General features: G+C 68.8%; 20 protein-coding genes. 10 read left to right on the top strand and 10 right to left on the bottom strand.

Going from position 1 to position 17061, the window contains the following annotated elements; all coding sequences use genetic code 11:
• Positions 1 to 39 precede the first annotated feature (39 nt).
• Complete coding sequence (locus P1L41_RS06465) at positions 40 to 477, top strand: universal stress protein (RefSeq protein WP_276298045.1); 438 nt, start codon at positions 40 to 42, stop codon at positions 475 to 477.
• Here the strand turns inward: P1L41_RS06465 and P1L41_RS06460 are convergent.
• The 3 genes from P1L41_RS06460 to P1L41_RS06450 are packed head-to-tail and all read right to left on the bottom strand — an operon-like array spanning position 474 to position 1978.
• Positions 474 to 803, bottom strand: a complete 330-nt coding sequence (locus tag P1L41_RS06460; protein ID WP_276298044.1) for a thioredoxin family protein — start codon at positions 801 to 803, stop codon at positions 474 to 476. The genes P1L41_RS06465 and P1L41_RS06460 overlap by 4 nt on opposite strands.
• Before the next feature lie 51 nt (positions 804 to 854).
• Positions 855 to 1355: a hypothetical protein gene (locus tag P1L41_RS06455; protein ID WP_276298043.1), complete on the bottom strand. Its 501-nt coding sequence runs from the start codon at positions 1353 to 1355 to the stop codon at positions 855 to 857.
• Entirely contained in the window at positions 1355 to 1978 is a 624-nt protein-coding gene (locus P1L41_RS06450; protein ID WP_276298042.1) for a DUF7344 domain-containing protein, read from the bottom strand. The genes P1L41_RS06455 and P1L41_RS06450 overlap by 1 nt, the downstream gene beginning before the upstream one ends.
• A gap of 416 nt (positions 1979 to 2394) precedes the next feature.
• Between P1L41_RS06450 and P1L41_RS06445 the strand changes: the two genes are divergently transcribed.
• From P1L41_RS06445 to mutS, 4 genes are all read left to right on the top strand, one after another.
• A complete protein-coding gene (locus P1L41_RS06445) occupies positions 2395 to 2913 on the top strand; it encodes a hypothetical protein (RefSeq protein ID WP_276298041.1) in 519 nt (172 codons plus the stop codon).
• Between the two features lie 166 nt (positions 2914 to 3079).
• Positions 3080 to 4228: a signal peptidase I gene (locus P1L41_RS06440; RefSeq protein WP_276298040.1), complete on the top strand. Its 1149-nt coding sequence runs from the start codon at positions 3080 to 3082 to the stop codon at positions 4226 to 4228.
• 48 nt (positions 4229 to 4276) lie between these two features.
• Entirely contained in the window at positions 4277 to 5407 is a 1131-nt protein-coding gene (locus P1L41_RS06435; protein ID WP_276298039.1) for a DUF5305 domain-containing protein, read from the top strand.
• Positions 5408 to 5454: 47 nt separating this feature from the next.
• Positions 5455 to 8121: a DNA mismatch repair protein MutS gene (mutS, locus tag P1L41_RS06430; RefSeq protein WP_276298038.1), complete on the top strand. Its 2667-nt coding sequence runs from the start codon at positions 5455 to 5457 to the stop codon at positions 8119 to 8121.
• 211 nt (positions 8122 to 8332) lie between these two features.
• Here the strand turns inward: mutS and nucS are convergent, their stop codons facing one another.
• Positions 8333 to 9067 (bottom strand): endonuclease NucS, encoded by a 735-nt coding sequence (nucS, locus tag P1L41_RS06425; protein ID WP_276298037.1) that lies wholly within the window; start codon positions 9065 to 9067, stop codon positions 8333 to 8335.
• A gap of 9 nt (positions 9068 to 9076) precedes the next feature.
• Positions 9077 to 9508 (bottom strand): hypothetical protein, encoded by a 432-nt coding sequence (locus P1L41_RS06420; protein ID WP_276298036.1) that lies wholly within the window; start codon positions 9506 to 9508, stop codon positions 9077 to 9079.
• Positions 9509 to 9665: 157 nt separating this feature from the next.
• Between P1L41_RS06420 and P1L41_RS06415 the strand changes: the two genes are divergently transcribed.
• Positions 9666 to 9944, top strand: a complete 279-nt coding sequence (locus P1L41_RS06415; protein ID WP_276298035.1) for a DUF7577 domain-containing protein — start codon at positions 9666 to 9668, stop codon at positions 9942 to 9944.
• Between the two features lie 114 nt (positions 9945 to 10058).
• On the opposite strand, the gene P1L41_RS06410 is transcribed toward P1L41_RS06415, so the two are convergent.
• The 4 genes from P1L41_RS06410 to P1L41_RS06395 are packed head-to-tail and all read right to left on the bottom strand — an operon-like array spanning position 10059 to position 13725.
• Complete coding sequence (locus P1L41_RS06410) at positions 10059 to 10631, bottom strand: hypothetical protein (protein WP_276298034.1); 573 nt, start codon at positions 10629 to 10631, stop codon at positions 10059 to 10061.
• Positions 10632 to 10690: 59 nt separating this feature from the next.
• Positions 10691 to 12811, bottom strand: coding sequence for a type B DNA-directed DNA polymerase (locus tag P1L41_RS06405; RefSeq protein WP_276298033.1), 2121 nt, complete (start codon positions 12809 to 12811; stop codon positions 10691 to 10693).
• A 6-nt stretch (positions 12812 to 12817) separates the two neighbouring features.
• A complete protein-coding gene (locus P1L41_RS06400; RefSeq protein WP_276298032.1) occupies positions 12818 to 13096 on the bottom strand; it encodes a DUF8156 family protein in 279 nt (92 codons plus the stop codon).
• A 2-nt stretch (positions 13097 to 13098) separates the two neighbouring features.
• Positions 13099 to 13725: a hypothetical protein gene (locus tag P1L41_RS06395; protein ID WP_276298031.1), complete on the bottom strand. Its 627-nt coding sequence runs from the start codon at positions 13723 to 13725 to the stop codon at positions 13099 to 13101.
• Positions 13726 to 13851: 126 nt separating this feature from the next.
• Between P1L41_RS06395 and P1L41_RS06390 the strand changes: the two genes are divergently transcribed.
• From P1L41_RS06390 to P1L41_RS06375, 4 genes are all read left to right on the top strand, one after another.
• Positions 13852 to 14691 (top strand): aldo/keto reductase, encoded by an 840-nt coding sequence (locus P1L41_RS06390; RefSeq protein WP_276298030.1) that lies wholly within the window; start codon positions 13852 to 13854, stop codon positions 14689 to 14691.
• Positions 14692 to 14695: 4 nt separating this feature from the next.
• Positions 14696 to 14884 carry a hypothetical protein gene (locus P1L41_RS06385; protein ID WP_276298029.1) on the top strand — a complete coding sequence of 63 codons (189 nt, stop codon included), beginning with the start codon at positions 14696 to 14698 and terminating at the stop codon, positions 14882 to 14884.
• 141 nt (positions 14885 to 15025) lie between these two features.
• A complete protein-coding gene (locus P1L41_RS06380) occupies positions 15026 to 15163 on the top strand; it encodes a hypothetical protein (protein ID WP_276298028.1) in 138 nt (45 codons plus the stop codon).
• Between the two features lie 127 nt (positions 15164 to 15290).
• The gene (locus P1L41_RS06375) at positions 15291 to 16331 is read left to right on the top strand and encodes a VOC family protein (RefSeq protein WP_276298027.1); all 1041 of its coding nucleotides are present in this window, start codon (positions 15291 to 15293) and stop codon (positions 16329 to 16331) included.
• Positions 16332 to 16351: 20 nt separating this feature from the next.
• Here P1L41_RS06375 and P1L41_RS06370 read toward each other — a convergent pair whose 3' ends face one another.
• Complete coding sequence (locus P1L41_RS06370; RefSeq protein ID WP_276298026.1) at positions 16352 to 16972, bottom strand: histidine phosphatase family protein; 621 nt, start codon at positions 16970 to 16972, stop codon at positions 16352 to 16354.
• Between the last annotated feature and the right edge of the window lie 89 nt (positions 16973 to 17061).

Below are 17061 nucleotides of genomic sequence, written 5' to 3'. Positions count from 1 at the left end.
GCCGGGACGCCTATTACCGACCCGGTGATTTTTCCGCGTATGTACGACACGATTCTACTCCCGACCGACGGGAGCGAGGGCATCGGAGCCGCAGCGAGACACGCCGCGGCCATCGCCGAGCGCTTCGGCGCCACCGTCCACGTCCTCTCGGTGGTCGACACGCGCAATCGCTTCGAGAGCCCGACGAGCGGTCTCTCGACGGACGCGTGGCTCGAGGCAGAGCGCGAGCGGTCGGCCCACGCGATCGCCGACACCGTCGACGCGCTCCCGGACGACATCGAAGTCGAGCAGGTCCGCCGCGAGGGGGTCCCCAAGTCGGTCATCGTCGACTACGTCGAAGAACAACCAGTCGACCTCGTGGTGATGGGGACCCACGGCCGGACCGGGCTGGACCACTACCTGGTGGGGAGCGTCGCGGAGGCGGTCGTCCGGCGCTCGCCGGTACCGGTCGTGACCGTCCGGTTGGACGAGAACTAGCGCTCGACGAACGCGACCAGGTCCTCGGTCGGGACGAAGCCGTCGGCCATGCGGTCGATCAGGTCGCCGTCGTCGAACAGCAGGAAGGTCGGGACGCTGCGCACGTCGAACTCGGCGACGGCGTCGAGGTCGGCTTTCGGGTTGAAATCAACCACCGCCACGTCCGTCGCGCGAGCGACGTTGTCGATGATGGGGTCCATCGACTTGCAGATGGCACAGCCGGCGGTCCGGACCATCACGAGCACCCGCGGGTTCGAGGCGAGCAGCTCGTCGAGTTCGGCGCGCGATTCGATCGTGACCGGTCGGTTCGCTTCGGCACGCGACATGCGCTATATACGTCATCGCAACAGTAAGCGTTGACGACCGCCGGTCGACCGCTACGAGCAGTCTGGATGCGACCGGGAGTGGACCGTGACGCGGACTTCGGCAGTCAGGCGCCCGTCGGCTGCGCGTGTCTGGACCAGCAGGTGGTCGACCGCCGACTCGAAGGTCACCGTCGCCTCGACCGTCTCGCCGGGCCAGACGAACCCGTCGAACGGTCGCGAAGCGTCCTGCCGCGGGACGAATCGTCCGTCGTCGAGTCCGGTGACCGTCGCGCCGTCGAGTGGGTCGTCCAGCCGGTTCGTGAGCCGGACTGCGACCGGATTGCCTCTGTTGGTCTGTGCTTTGGGTTGGCTGTTGGTCGATGCTTCGGACTGGCTGGTGGTCGGTGTTCTGGGCTGGCGCTGACAGGCGTTCGCACCGACGTAGGCCTCATCAGCGTCGACCACGCGGACGCTCACGTCGCGATCTGCGTCGACGGCACTGACGCCGCCAGTGCTGACGACGAGGGCGAGCGCCACGGCCACCGCGAGGGCACCGAACGCCCGCCGTCGCATCACTGACGCACCTCCGGCGGCTGGCTGTCCGAACCGAGTCGCATCCGGCGCGTGCGGAGGTAGTGAGCCACCGCCGAGACGGTCAGCGTGGTCAGGACGAACACCGTCCAGCCGCTGAACGGGACGGCCGCGAACGGTTCGACCCCGACGGCCGAGAGCGCGACCATGACGCTCCCGATGGCACTCAGTCCGACGTAGTAGAAGCTCCAGGGGATGTCGTAGCTGTCGACGACTTCGAGGTAGATGTCGAGGTCGGTCGCGGCCTCGGTGAGCGCCACCGTCCCCTCGCGGCTGTCGTAGCTGACCACGCCGATCTCGTCCATCTTCGGGAGGTGAAACTGCTGGAGCGACGTGTAGACGGTCTTGCGTTCGCTGGACGAGACCGCGTCCACGGTGGAGTCGTTCTCCCACGCGGCGACCTGTTCCGCGATTTCAGAGAGCGGCGCCGACTCGTCGGCGTCCTGGAGGTGATGCAGGACGAACCGCCGCCGCCGATTGCTGAGCGTCTCGAACACCTCGTCTCTGGAAAGTGTCTCGGACGCCGAATCCGACTGCGGCTCGGCTCGCACCTCGTCCCCCTGCTGTTCCCCGGCTCCTGCTGGATGTGACTGTGTCCTGCTCATGAAGTCGACCCACCCCCGTGGGTACCGTCTCCACGACAACCGTGGAGGATGTGGATTACGTTCCAATCGTCGAACTTCAGGCTATTAAACATATTGACGCTTCAATCGAATCCCGAGGCCGTCCGTCGATTGTTGAGCGAGTCCGGCGACGACGTGTCGGATTTGTCGCTACCTACAGAAATCAACAGTTTGAGCGGTTTCAATCACTGTTTTCCAGCCAGTCCCAAGAGCGCGACCGGCGGATAACAGTGATAGATGCCGGCGGTGGTCGGAGAAACGACTCTATGCGTCTGTTCAATCAGTGCCACCCGTCCTATCAAAGACATGACTACAACGGGGATGCCGCCACTGGGCTCAGATAGCACGTCCGACCCGCGGACGACTCGTGGGGGTGGGCGTGCAGGCGAGGTAGAACAATGAAACGACGCAAATTCCTCATCGGTGCGGGATCGCTCGCGGCCGGCTCGGCCGCTGCAATGGGTACTGGTGCGTATTCGTATGCCGAAGCCGACCGTACAGTTACGGTCGACACGACCGGCGACAATTCCGCGTATCTGAAACTCGATGGTGACGGCAAGTACGTCACCGACAACAACGGCGAGCTGACTATCAATCTCGGTGGCACGTCGAACAACGGCAACGGCGGTTCGGCGTTCAATCAAGATGCAGCGACGCGGGTCCTGGGAGTCGTGACCATTACGAACCAGGGGCCAAACTCGCTGACGGCCTCTGTTCAGGGTGATGGCGGAAACGTCCAGCAGGTCAACGACGTGGCCAACGTCGACCTGAGCGACGGCGAGGGCATCTACTTTGCCGTCCGCAACCCGACGATGGGGTCGGGCGGAACTGCGAATATCGACGTGGCCGTCGTCGAGTCACCAAACGATAGTAACGGCAACGTCGGAGGCGGCACGCTCACCATCAAGGCCGAGTGAGCAGTTCCGCTTTCGGGTTCATTGCTTCGCTGGGAGTCGGTCTGTACAGTCACGTCCCGACGGGACCCTGACACTCGTCGCGGACATCGGGTTCGTAACCGAACAGACCCTGTCGATTTTTTACAGGTCAGTACGATACAGTGTATGTCTGGGTGGCAGTTCAGGGATGGGGTCGAACGCTCGGAGCGCGCTCGTCGTCGGCGTGGAGGCAGTAGTCGCACTGACCGTCCTCGCGCTCGTCGCGGGGAGCGTCCTCGGCCAGCCGATTCTCCTCGGCTACGTCGAGACGGGGAGTATGTCGCCGACGCTAGAGCCGGGTGACGGCTTCGTGGCCGTGCCTGCGGACGTGGCAGGTGAGGTCGACCGGGGCGACGTCGTCGTCTTCGAGGCCGAAGAACTCAACGGGGGTGGGCTGACGACGCATCGCGTCGTCGGTGAGACGGACCGGGGGTTCGTCACGAAGGGCGACGCGAACCCCTTCACCGACCAGGAGGGCGACGAACCGCCGGTCAAGCGCGCACAGGTCGTCGCCGTCGCGTGGCGGGCCGGCGGCGACGTCGTGGTGATTCCGGAGCTCGGGACGGTCGTCGAGACCACTGGCGGCGCACTGACCGCCGTCCAGACGCGACTCGCGGCGGCGTTCGGGACCCGGTCGCTCCTCGGCGTCCAGGGGCTGGCGTACCTGCTGTTCGGCGCGTCGGTGCTCGCGTACGTCCTGCTCGGCCTGTTCGAGGACGGGACGGACCGCGAGCGGCAGCGACAGCGCGAGACCGGGACGAGCACGGTTCTCGTGGTCGTGGGGCTGATGGCGCTCGTCGTCGCGGGCGCGACCGCCGGCATGGTGGCACCGAGCGGGACACAGCAACTGGGCGTCGTGAGCGCCGAGTCCGATTCGCCGGGTGCGCGGGTCATCGCTGCCGGGACCAGCGAGACAGTCGAGTATTCGGTCCACAACGCCGGACTCGTCCCGGTCGACGTCTTCCTCGAGACGAGCGACGGCGCGACGGTCGCCCCGAACCAACTACGAGCGGGGTCGCAAACGACGGTCAACGCCACCCTGACCCTCTCGGCACCGCCGGAGACGGGCTACTATCGGCGGTTCGTGACCGAGTACCGGTACCTGTCGGTCCTCCCGCCAGCCCATCTCGAAGCGCTGTACGACGTCCATCCGTGGGCACCCATCGTCGTCATCGACGTCCTGCTCGCTGTTCCTGTCGGGATATTCGTCGGCACCGGCCTCGGGCGGAGCCGCCTCCGGACGCGCTCCCGGGAGAAGCAGTCGAGACTCCACCAACTCTACACTCGGGTCAGGTAGTATCGCAAACCAAATAATTACCAATCTGCAACCAGTAGTGGACACAACATGGGCTGGGGGAGGTGGCTCCGGAGAGCGGCGGCCGACAACCTCCGGGTCGTCGTCGTGGCCGTGGTTCTCGTCGCCGCACTGGGCGGGTATCTCACGTACGCGGCACACGTCGACCCGGGGAGCACGATGGAGACGCGGGAGACCGCGCGCTGGGAATCGAGCGGGGCGTTCGACCACCGCGCGACAGTCGTCAACGGCACGGACGTGTACGAGACGGGAACGGTCCTCGAGAACCGCTCGGTGTACTACACTCGGCTGACGCCGCGGCTGAACGGGAGTTTCACGTACGGCTACACGGCGAGCGATGGGGGCTCACTCGCCACCAACACGACCGTCTCGCTGGTCATGCGGTCGGTCTCGACCGACCGGGACGGCAACCGGACGGTCTACTGGTCGGTCGAAGAGCGGTTGAACCAGCGCCGGGCCGAGTCGCTCACGCCGGGTGACCGGGCGCGAACGCCGTTCTCGACGAACGTCACGGGGGCTATCGAGCGGGCACAGCGCATCGACGAACGACTGGGCGGGACGCCCGGCGACGTCGGCGTCGCGCTGGTCGCTCGGACGACGGTCACGGGGACCCGGAACGGGCAGCAGGTGGACGCGACCAGAACCTATCGGCTCCCCATCGTCGCGGAGGGCGGCACCTACCGGGTCGAGGACCCCGGGTTGGTGACCGAGTCGGAGGTCCAGACCGAGCGAGTGCGCGTCGCGGTAGACCGCGGGCCGCTGTGGACGGTCGGCGGGCCGCTGCTCGGTGTCCTCGCCGTCGGGGCACTCGCTGGCCTCGTGGTGGGGAAACGCCGCGGCACGTTGTCCGTGTCGACAGGGGAGCGAGCGTGGCTGGCCTACCGGTCGGAGCGTGACGAGTTCGACGAGTGGATCACCACCGGACGGGTCCCGGAGACCGCGGTCGGCTCGACGGTCGTCGACGTGGACTCGCTCGAGGGGCTCGTCGACGTGGCCATCGACACGAACAACCGCGTCATCGAGGACGAGCGACGGAACGCCTGTCTCGTCCTGACCGAGAACTGCTGGTACCGGTACGAGCGCCCGACGGAGCCCGACCGTGAGACGGCCAGCGACGAGCCGGCAGACCCACTGGACGACGCCGACCAGCACGAGGAGTGACCCGGCCGACCGTGGAGTATTTCCCCGCCGCAGTCAGGAAGTGACGTATGGACGCAGCGCTTGGCCCGCCCGAGCAGATGGCCGAGCTCGAGGACGAGCTGACGCCGATGATGGCACAGTACTTCGAGCTGTGCCGGCAGTACGACGAGTCGCTGGTGCTCTTCCAGGTCGGAGACTTCTACGAGGCCTTCTGTGACGCCGCCGAGCGGGTCGCCCGCCTGTGTGAGATTACGCTGACTCAGCGGACGGACTCGACCGGCGAGTATCCGATGGCGGGCATCCCCATCGACAACGCCGAGTCGTACATCGAGACGCTGCTGGACGCGGGCTACCGGGTGGCCGTCGCCGACCAGGTCGAAGATCCCGAGGCAGTCAGCGGCGTCGTCGAGCGGGCGGTGACCCGCATCGTCACGCCCGGGACGCTCACCGAGGCCGAACTGCTCGCCGGCGCGGACAACAACTACGTCGCCGCGCTGGCCGCCGGCGAGGACTACGGTCTGGCGCTGCTCGACGTCTCGACGGGGGACTGTTACGCGACCAGCGTCGGCAGCGAGACGGCGGCCGGCGACGAGCTGCGACGCTTCGGGCCCGCAGAGGCCATCGTCGGCCCCGATGTCGACGTCGACGAGGACGCCGTCTTCGGCCCGGCCTGTCTTGTGACCGCGTACGACGAGACGGCCTTCGGGCGCGAGCAGGCCGGCGAGCGCGTCGAGCGGTACTTCGGCCCGCCCGACCGGTTGCTCTCGGGCGACAGCGAGTTGCGGGCGACGGGCGCGCTGCTGGCCTACGCCGAGTACACCCGCGGGAGCGCCGGGGCGGTCGGGCCCGACGGCGAGCCGGTCGACCCCGATGCCGACCCCGAGCGGACGCTCGACTACCTCAACCACCTCACGCGCTACGACCCCCGCGAGTACATGCTGCTGGACGCCGTCGCCGTCGAGAGCCTGGAGCTGTTCGAGCGCCGGTCGGTCAGTGGCCACGAGAACCTGACGCTCGTCGAGACGCTGGACGAGACTGCCTGTGCGCTCGGCCGGCGGAAGCTCACCGACTGGCTCCGCCGGCCGCTGCTCGACGAACAGCGCATCGAGGCCCGCCACGGGGCCGTCGCGGAACTCCAGCGCGACCCGGCGACCCGCGAGCGCCTCCACGACCTGCTGACGGAGGTGTACGACCTCGAACGCCTCATCTCGCGGGTCTCGCGGGGGCGAGCCAACGCCCGTGACCTGCGCTCGCTCGCGTCGACGCTCGCCGTCGTCCCGGACGTGCGCGACGCTCTGGACGGGGCCGACGCCCGACTGCTCGCGGACCTGGGGGCGACGCTGGACCCGCTGGCCGAGACGCGTGAGGAGGTCGAGGCGGCCATCCGCCCGGACCCCCCACAGCAAGTGACCGAGGGCGGGGTCGTCCGCGAGGGGTACGACGACGAACTGGACGCGCTGCGCTCGACGGAACAATCGGGCAAACAGTGGATAGCCGACCTGGAGGAGAGCGAACGCGAGCGCACCGGCATCGATTCGCTGAAGGTCGGCCACAACAGCGTCCACGGCTACTACATCGAGGTGACCGACGCGAATCTCGATTCGGTGCCCGACGACTACCAGCGCCGCCAGACGCTCAAGAACAGCGAGCGGTACTACACGCCCGCGCTCAAGGAACGCGAGGACGAGATTCTGCGGGCCGAGACGGCCGCCGACGACCTGGAGTACGACATCTTCTGTGCGGTGCGCGACGACGTCGCCGCAGAGGCCGAGCGGGTGCAGGCGCTCGCCGCCCGGCTCGCTCGGCTCGACGTGCTGGTCTCCTTCGCCGAGGTGGCCGCCCGCTACGACTACTGCCGGCCGACGGTCGGGAGCGAGGGCATCGACATCACCGCGGGCCGTCACCCCGTCGTCGAGCGCACGCAGGACGCGTTCGTCCCGAACGACACCCACCTCGGGAGCGGCCCACGCGCCGACGGGGACGACCCGCAAGACCCCTTCTTCGCCGTCGTCACCGGCCCGAACATGAGCGGGAAATCGACCTACATGCGCCAGGTCGCCCTCGTCTGCCTGCTGGCCCAGGCCGGGAGTTTCGTCCCTGCGCAGTCGGCCGACCTCCCGATTCTGGACCGCATCTTCACCCGCGTCGGGGCCAGCGACGACATCGCCGGCGGCCGGTCGACGTTCATGATAGAGATGACCGAACTGGCGACCATCCTGGACGCGGCGACGGCCGATTCGCTCGTCTTGCTCGACGAGGTTGGTCGGGGCACCTCCACGGCCGACGGCCTGGCCATCGCCCGCGCAGTGACCGAGTACCTCCACGACGAGGTGGGGGCGTACACGTTGTTTGCGACCCACCACCACGACCTGACCGACACGGCCGCGGACCTGCCCGGCGCGACCAACCGGCACTTCGAGACGAGCCGAGAGGGAGGCGAGGTGGTCTTCGACCACGAGCTCGCGCCCGGCCCGGCGGCCGCCTCGTACGGCGTCGAGGTGGCGAGCATGGCCGGCGTCCCCCAGTCGGTCGTCGAGCGGTCCCGGGCGCTACTGGACGACGCTGCGGGGACGGACCCGGCGACGACCGGCGACGACAACACCCGGGCCGAATCAACCCCGGTCACCGAGGCAGCCGACAGCGTCGAGGCCGCCCTCCGCGAGGCCGACGTGGCGACGATGACGCCGCTCGAGGCGCTCAACACGCTGGCGGCGCTCAAAGACGACGTCGAGTGACTGGCCGGCGGGCGGAGCGGGTTCCGTGTGAGGTGAGTTAGTGGTATACGTCAGGTGGTAGCGTTCTGCATGGAACGAACATCGGAACACGAGTCGACGACAGCCCAGACCGACACCGAGCAAGGTCCCCCGCCCTCTGTCGCGGAAGCGGTCGTCAGGACAGTCGCCGACGTCACGGTCGACTGAGCCACCGTCGTTCGGTCGCTCCGTACTACCGACCGGGGGGTTCGACCGCGACGAACTCGAGCCCCTTCTCCGCCAGTAGCTGTCGCGCGCGGTCGGTGACCGACGGCGCGACCAGGATGCCACGGACGTCCGTATCGGCGTGTAAGTCCCGGCGGAGTGCGCCCACGTACCGGTCGAGCTGGCCGACGGCGTCCGGCCCCACCCGACGGCGTTTGAGTTCGACGACGACGGTCCGGCCGGCGTCGTCCTCGCCGTAGATGTCGACGGCTCCCGCCGGCGTCTCGCGTTCGGTCGCGAGCGGCGTGAACCCGGCCTCGACCAGCGCCGGGTCCTCGAGGATGCGGTCCTTCAGGTCCGCCTCGGTCCCGGTCAGCGCGAGGTCCTCCGGGTCGGTGCCGTCGAAGGCGGCGGCGTGGGTCACCGTCTCGAAGGTCACCTCGAGGTGCTCGTCGGGGGTCGACCGGTCGGAGGTGACGACCAGCGCGTCGTCGGCGAGGGCGACGGCGTGGTCACACCCCGGCGGCTGCCAGTTGACCGGCTGCTGACCCTCGTCGGTGTGGACCAGCGCCGCACCGTCGGGCTTGAGCATCACGTGGCGGTCGCCCGGGCCGAGCGAACTGGCCGCGCGGCCCTCGTACTCGACGGTGCAGGTGCCGAACAGCGTCACCAGCGCGCCGCGTTCGAGGCCGCGTTCCACGAGGTCCAGCGCCGTCGCTGGGGCGGGGTACGAGAGCGTCTCGACGGCCCGGTCGGCTGTCACGGCTGGCGGTTAGCGGTCGTCCCGTAAAAAGGACGCGTCGTCGACGTGGACGGCGTCGGCCCGGCGACGGAGCGCCGCGAGCAGCCCGGCGCGGGCGACCTCGGGGGCCACGCCCGCGGCGACGGCGTCGCAGGCGCGACTCTTCGCCACGGTCCACCAGTCCCGGAGAGCGTCGACGTCGTCGGTTCTGGCGAGTGCGACGTCGTCGAGGTCGGTCACCGCCGGGTCGAGCCAGCAGACGCAGTACGTCCGCATGTCCCCATCGAGGACCACCAGCGTCTCGACCGTCGCGTCGAGCGCGTCGCACACCTGTGAGGGGGACAGCCCGGTGTCGAGCGGGCGCGACTGAGCGACCGGGTCGGCGTCGACGCCCCAGTGAGCGAAGCGGCAGTCGAACCGGCCGTCGGCGCGGGCGACGGCGACGAGCGTCCGCGCCCCCATCAGTGACCACCGGCCGGTACGCGGTCGAGCATACGCGGCCCTGGTCCCGTCCCCGTACTTGAACGCTCGGCCGAGTGGCGGGCACACTACCCCCGACAGCAGCCCATGATAACACGGCACAACCCTCAAGTGTCGGCTCGTCGTACTATCACGTATCATGGTGAGCGAATGGCTGTACGGGGCGATCGCCCTCCTCGTCGGCGTCCACGTCCTGACCATGCTGTACGCCTACTGGCGGAACAGCGACGTCGCCGACACTGCTGCGCAAGCAGAGCCACGCCCCACCACGAGTGACGACCACAGCACAGAGCGCGTGACCTGTCCGCACTGTGGCGTTCCCAACCAGTCGGGCTACCGCTTTTGCAGGCAGTGCGTGTCGAACCTCGACAGCAAGACGGCAGCCCGGCCCCAGGTCGAGCAGGGACAGCCACACTGACGCCGTCCGCGGGATGTAGGGACGGCCGAACGCGAGGGCACCGCCGTCGCCGCTCGTGACGCGCTGGCCCGGAGCGCCCGGACCGGTGAGCCCGGCGACGTCACCGAGCCGGACCTATCGCCGGTCACCGGCTGGCGTGCCGACCGGGGCGTCGGCCGTCGGCTCGCTGCGACCGCTCGCACTGCCGCCGGCGGCCGACGCACTCGAGACGCCGAACCCGCCACCGCTGTTCTCGTCGCCGAAGTACCCGCCGACCAATCGGTCATCGTGGGTGATGACCAGGGTGTAATCCTGTGGTTGCGAGAGGTTCAGCGAGACGTTGTACCGGACCTCGAGGTGGCAGTCGGCCGTCTCCACGCCCGGCTCGCGGTCGACGGCGAGGACGTACCGTCCCGGTCCGAACTCGTGGAGGCGCACCGACACCGAGGAGTCGCGGGCGTCGACGGCGATGGTGTCGTTGATGCTCATCACGCGGCCGCCGGGGACCGGGTGGCTCCGGGTGGAACTGTTCGACGTGCGCGGGTCGCTGCAGTACGGGTCGGTCGTCTCGACCGAGCGAATCGACGTCTCCTCGAAGGCGGGGTCCTGGCCGAAGTCGGTGAGCATCACCGCCCCGACGGCAGCGGTCGCGAGGCCACCGAGCAGGAGGAGGGCAACGACTCCGAGGAGGGCGTGTTCGACTTCCATACGCGTCCCGTCTCGCGGACACCGAAAAGAGATAGCGAACGCTCAGATACGGTTTTGAGTCACTCGAAGGCCCCGAGCGTCGTATCGCGCGTGTCCCGCAGGTAGGCCCGCACCCGGTCGCGGTCCCAGCCCAGCGGCGAGACCACCTCGCCGGCCGCCCGGACGAGGCGCTCGCGGTAGAACCCGGCGTCGTAGTCGCCGCCGGCCTCGAAGTCCAGGCGGACCCGTTCGCGCGAGCGGACGCCGTCGTCGACGACGACGTAGCGGACGTCCTGGCCGGGGTGGCGCTCGATACCGTGGTCGCGGTAGCGTTCGAGCGCCGCGACCGTGCGAGAGCGGCGGTCGTACCCCTCGAGTGACTTCGAGACGCGCGTCCGGACGACGAGGTCCGCGGCGTCGACGGTCCCCGCTTCGAGGCGGGCGACGTGCCGGGCGAGGCGGTCACAGACAGCACCAGGGTCGCGGTGGGCGTCGAGCGTCCGCAGGAGGTCACGCTGGGCGGTCGCGACGAACCCGCAGATTGAGCGCCGGCGGGCGGCGAGTCCGCGAATCTTGAACTCGTCGCGGCCGGCGACCTTCCCGACGTAGCTGGTGAGCGACCCGCCGCGGCCGTCCTGTTTCGGAACGAACGCGACCCACGAGAAGTCGTTCTCGTGTTCCAGCGGGATGCCAGCGTCGGCGGAGATGGCGGTCGTGAGCTCGGCGATGGGCGTCGGGTCGGTGACTCGGGGCGTCACCCAGAGGCTGTCGACGATGCCGTGCAGGACGCGCCAGCCGCCGGCTTCCAGGGTGTCTTTCGCGTCCAGCAGCATCTCACGAGCGTGGGCATTGATGGCCTCGTGGCACTCGATGCGCCCGAACTTGCTGTTGCGATAGCCCTGGTAGCCGAAACAGGTCACGAGAATCCACTTCAGCGCGCCCGAGCGGGCCTCCAGTCCGTCGGCTTCCACCGAGTCGGGGTCGGCGTCGGCGAGGCGGGCCTTGATCTCGGCCCGGTCGTCGAGGATGGGGCGGAGGACCGAGGGGACGAAACCGGGGTCGCCACAGACGCTGTAGCCCAAGCCCGGCACGTCCGACTCGTCGTGGCAGTCACACCGGACCGTCTCGGGACTGAGGTTGTACTCGCACATGATACGGGGGTACAGCGAGGCGAAGTCCACCTCGACGACGTCCTCGTGAAATCCGACGTGGGGTTCGAACGTGAACCCGCCGCGGTCGGCGTCGTGGAGCGTCCGGGCGTCCTTGAACGCCTCCGGTTCCCAGGCCCGCCAGGGGACCAGCACACCACGCTCGAAGGCCTCACGAATCTGGATGCCGGTGAACACCGTCCCGATAGAGGAGCGCGAGAGCGCCTGCAACGGGAGCCACGACCGTTCGACGAGGTCCAGTAATCCCGGTAAGCCGCCCTCGTCCCAGAGAAAGCTGTTCGAGCGATCGACGATGGCCCGGCCTGGGACCGCGTACCGCGCCGGCGAGTGCCCGACGCGGCCGTAGCTCTGGTAGGTGTTCGCGCCGGCGAGTCGCCGGTAGCCCGGTTGTCGGCCCAGCGAGACGTCGACACCCTGTTCGTCGGCCCGGTCGGAAAGCAGGGGGACGAGGTCGGCGCTCGACAGCACCAGCACGTCGGGGTCCCGCGTGGCGAGGCTGTCGGCGAGCGCCCGGAGCACGGCCCGGTCGCTGGTGGCGTCGGGAGCCAGCGCCTCGCTCTCGCAGGTCAGCGCCGTCAGGTCCCCGTCGGCCAGCGCGGCCGTCGGCAGCGACAGCGAGAGCGAGCGGAGGTCGGCCTCGGGGACCGGACTCGTCTCCGTCTCGAGACAGTAGCGGGCGGTCGGGTCCAGGTCGACGTTGTACAGGCAAACAGTCCCGGGCGCCCACGCGTCGGGTTCGTGGACGCAGCGTATCTCGCGGGCGACCTGCCGAACCGACCCTGGCACGGTGTCGACCCGGAGAACGTCGCTCGGCGCGTCGTCCCGGAGCGAGGTGTACCGGGACGCGACGCTCGTGGCCTCGACTTTCGGGTCGCGGGCCAGGCGCGCCTCGAGGGTCGTCAGGGCGTCGTCGGGCCCGGCGGCGAACAGCGAGGGGCGATACGCGCGGTCGGTCCGGACGGTGGCGTCCTCGTCGGGGTCGCGGCTCCAGACGCGGACGCCGTCGGCGGTCACCTCGAAGGCAAACGCCATCGGTTGTCACGCCCCATCGTCGCCCTCAGCGGCCGCCTCGAGGGCCACCACCCGCTCCCGGAGCCGCCGGAGTTCCGTCTCGTGGGCCAGCAGCATCGAGACGACGACCAGCAGTTCCCGGTCGGGGTCGTTGGCGTACCCCGCCGCGTCGGCGTGCCGTCGGGCGCGCTCGAACAGGCGGTCGAAGTCCTCGCCGGTCTCGTGGCGCAGCGCGCGGCGGTAGTCACGCCAGCGGCCCTCGTAGTCGGACAGGAAGTCACGGAAGGTGGGATTCGTCCGGCCCATCGTCACTCGACGGCGAGCGCCACGGGGTCGGCCGTGGTCGCCTCGACGTGGTCGACGGCCCCACACACCTCGACCCAGTAGGGGATGGTCGTCTGCCACCAGCCCGCGCCCCAGTAGCCCGACTGGGTGAACCCCGGCGCGTCGACGGCGTAACCGAACGCCGTCGGCCGGCACGTGATTTCGTGAGCAGACCGCTCGCGGAGCGTCTCGCGGTGGGCGTCGGTGGCGTCGGGCGCGCCGGTCAGGACCGGTATCTCCATCGACGCTGCGAGCGCGGCGAGCAGCGAGCAGGTGGCCTCGTACAGGCGGTCGCGTTCGGACTCGGGGCCGTCGGCCGCCTCGTACAGCGCCGCGAGGTTCGGGGCGACGAGGAGGTCGGTCCGCGCCGAGGCGGCGTCGACGGTCCGGCTGACGAGTTCGTGGTGCTGGTGGGCGGTGAACGCGCGGGCGACCCGGAGCCCGCGGAGCGCGCCCCGGTCGGCGTCGGCGGTCAACGCGTAGGTTGACGCCGCCCCGCGGGCGTCGACCCACAGCGTCTCGGTGGCGTCGGCGTGCCGGGCGAGTGCCGCGACTCCCCCGCGCCCGTCGGGCTGGGCGACGAACGTCAGTCCCGGTTCGAGTGAGGGCATCTCCATAGTCGGTCGGCCGGTTTCGACCCGACGGCCCTAAAGTCGAGCCATGGATGGGGAGCGGAAGTGAAAGTGGAACGGGCGGCGAGCCCAACGGTTTTGACTGCGGGGGGTGTGGCCACGGATATGACGCAACTGACGAAGACACTACCGAGCGGTGACGAACTGCCGATGGTCGGACTGGGCACGTGGAACATCGGCGGGGAGACCGTCAAGGACTCCGTGCGAGCCGGGCTCGACGCCGGCTACACCCACATCGACACGGCCGAGGGGTACAAGAACGAGGCCGAGATCGGCGAGGTACTGGCCGATTACGACCGTGAGGAGCTCTTTCTCACCTCGAAGGTGCTACCGAAGAACCTCGACTACGAGTCGGTCATCGCCTCCTGTGAAGCCTCGCTGGAGCGACTGGGCACCGACTACCTCGACCTCTACCTGGTCCACTGGCCCAACCCGGCCATCTCGCTGCGGGAGACGCTGAACGCGATGGCCCACCTCCACGAGGAGGGGCTGGTCCGGAACGTCGGCGTCTCGAACTTCAGCGCCTACCAGCTGAGCGCGGCCCACCACGTCTCGGACGTGCCCATCGCCGTCAACCAGATCGAGTACCAGCCCTGGCACACCCAGGACGACGTCGTCGAGTACTGCGATGAGACCGACACCGTCGTCGAGGCCGCCGCGCCGCTGGGCCGGACCGAGGTGCTGGGCGACGAGACGGTCCAGGACATCGCCGAGCAGTACGACAAGTCGCCGGCCCAGGTCGTCCTCCGGTGGGCCGTCGAGAACGACGTGGTCGTCCTGCCGAAGTCGACCTCGGCCGAGCACATCGAGCAGAACCTCGACGTCTTCGACTGGGAACTGGACGACGCCGACCACCAGCGCATCGACGACATCGACCGGGAACAGCCGGTGTACGCTACGCCCGCCCGCGACTGGACGGGGAGTACGTACGGTATCTCGCAGTAGGGAGATGGTCTCGCCGCCGGGCCTGAGTCGGTACGACTACGCGGCCGCCGCCAGCATCGGCGGCCTGCTCCTCGTCGCGTACGTCCTCGTCCCGACACCGACGGTCCAGTACACCGCCTGGCTCGCCGTCTTCTGTGTCTGGATGGCCTGGTTCGTCTCCTACGGCGCGAAGTGGCTCTACCGCGCGAACTGACGAGACGTACACGGAACTGAGTGAACTTCTTCGTGAGCGATACCCGACAGACAGCGTCGGGTTCGGTGTGTCCGCGTCGAATCGTTTACTCGCTTCCGTGTCAGATACAATTTATGTTCCCACAGTCAGTATGGACAGGTGATGCCCCGAATCGATGTCCCGGAGAACCTGTACCGACAGATCGAGAGCGAGGCGACCGACGGCGATCTCAACGACACCCTCTGGAAGATGGTCGGCACCTACCGGCGGACGAACAACCCCGAAGCCGACCAGACCTGAGACGGTACGCACTGTTCTCCGACGGACTCGCCGAGCAGTCGGGCAGTGGCGACGAGTCGCGTGGTACCGGTCCTGGTAACACCGATGTCAGCACGAATTGAAGTCCGTCCAGCCCGTACTACGGGTGATGACTGACCCGAACACCACACCCGGTATCCACCACGTCACCTGCATCGCGGGCGACCCACAGCGGAACATGGACTTCTGGGTCGAGACGCTCGGCCTCCGGCTGGTCAAGCGCTCGATCAACCAGGACGACCCCGGCACCTACCACTTCTTCTTCGCGGACGCCGAGGGCACCCCCGGAACGAGCATGACGTTCTTCCCCTGGGAAGGCATGCGCCAGGGGAAGGTCGGTTCCGGCCAAGTCTCCAGAACGGCCTTCCGCGTCCCCGAGGGCAGCCTGGACTACTGGGAGGACCGCTTCGACGAGTACGGCGTAGACTACGACGAGCGCGTCGAGCGGTTCGGTGGCGAGTCGCATCGCGACTCGGGAGACGCGAGCGGTGACGAACCGCGAGCAGAGACGGTCCTGCCCTTCCGTGACCCCGACGGCCTCCCGGTCGAGCTGGTGGCAGTCGAGATTCCCGACGACGACCCGACGGTCCCCTGGACCGAGTTCGTCCCCGAAGAACACGCTATCCGCGGGTTCCACTCCGTGACGCTCTGGCTGCCCGACCCCGAGCGGACGGTCGAGGTCCTAGAGACGATGGGGCTCGAAGAAGTCGGCACCGAGGAGTCGCCGGGTGACACGCCGGGCGACGAGCGGACGCGCTTCGCCGCCGCGGGCCCGGTCGGCAAGTACGTCGACGTCCTCCCAACCATCCAGGGCGGCCGCCAGGGCCACGGCACCGTCCACCACGTCGCCTTCCAGACGCCGACCGACGAGGACCAGACGGCGATGCGCGACGCCATCCAGTCGCTCGGCCTGCGGCCGACGAACCAGATCGACCGCCACTGGTTCCGCTCGGTCTACGTCCGGGAGTTCAACGGCGTCCTCTTCGAACTGGCGACGAGCGGCCCGGGCTACACCAGCGACGAGCCGCTGGACGACCTCGGTGGCCGGCTCGTCCTCCCCGGGCAGTTCGGGGACCGCCGCGAGGAGATCGAGGCCGGACTGACCGACGTGACGGTGCCGCGTGCGGAGTCGGCCGAAGCCGACGACTGACGCCGCCGAGACCGCTCTTTTCAGACGTCCAGATGCGTCGTATCCCCCGAGAAGTCGAGTCGCCAGCCGTCGCCGTCGCGTTCCAGTCGGGTGAGTCCACAGAGCGGTGCATCGGCCCCGTCGGCCGACCCGACCAGCCCCTGGACGACGCCGCCGATAGTGAGACCGTGGCCGACGAGGAGGAGTGTCCCCGGGACGTGGTCGGCGAGCGAGCGGGCGGTTTCGCCGGCCCGGTCCATCGCCTCGGCGTGGCTCTCGGGGAACTCGGGTCGGAGATAGGGGTCGTGGTCCAGTCGAACCGGGTCGAACCGCTCGGCTAACTGCTCGTGGGACAGGGTCTCGGGCTCGGCGTCGAACCACTCGGGATTGCGGTGCTCCCCGAGCCCGGGTTCGAGCCACATCTCGTGACCGGTCTCGGCACAGATCTCCGCGGCCGTCTCGACGGTCCGGAGGAACGGCGAGGCGAACACGGCGTCGAACCGCGGGCCCGCGTCGGCGAACCGGCGACCGACTCGCCACGCCGCCCAGCGACCCAGTTCCGTCAGCGGTGGGTCGTGGAGTCGCCCGGCGTGGTCCGCCCAGTTCGGGTCGACGGTGTCCTGTCGTTCGCCGTGCCGGACCGCCCAGACGACGTCTGCCATACCTGTCACCAGCAGCGCCGGATAGATGGCTCTGTTGAAACCCTCAGTTGGGGATAGGTTTCAGGAGTCGTGCTGAATATAGGGCACGA

Source organism: Haloarcula ordinaria (genome assembly GCF_029338275.1).
GTDB lineage: Archaea > Halobacteriota > Halobacteria > Halobacteriales > Haloarculaceae > Haloarcula > Haloarcula ordinaria.
This window is presented reverse-complemented; position numbering and strand designations above follow the sequence as displayed.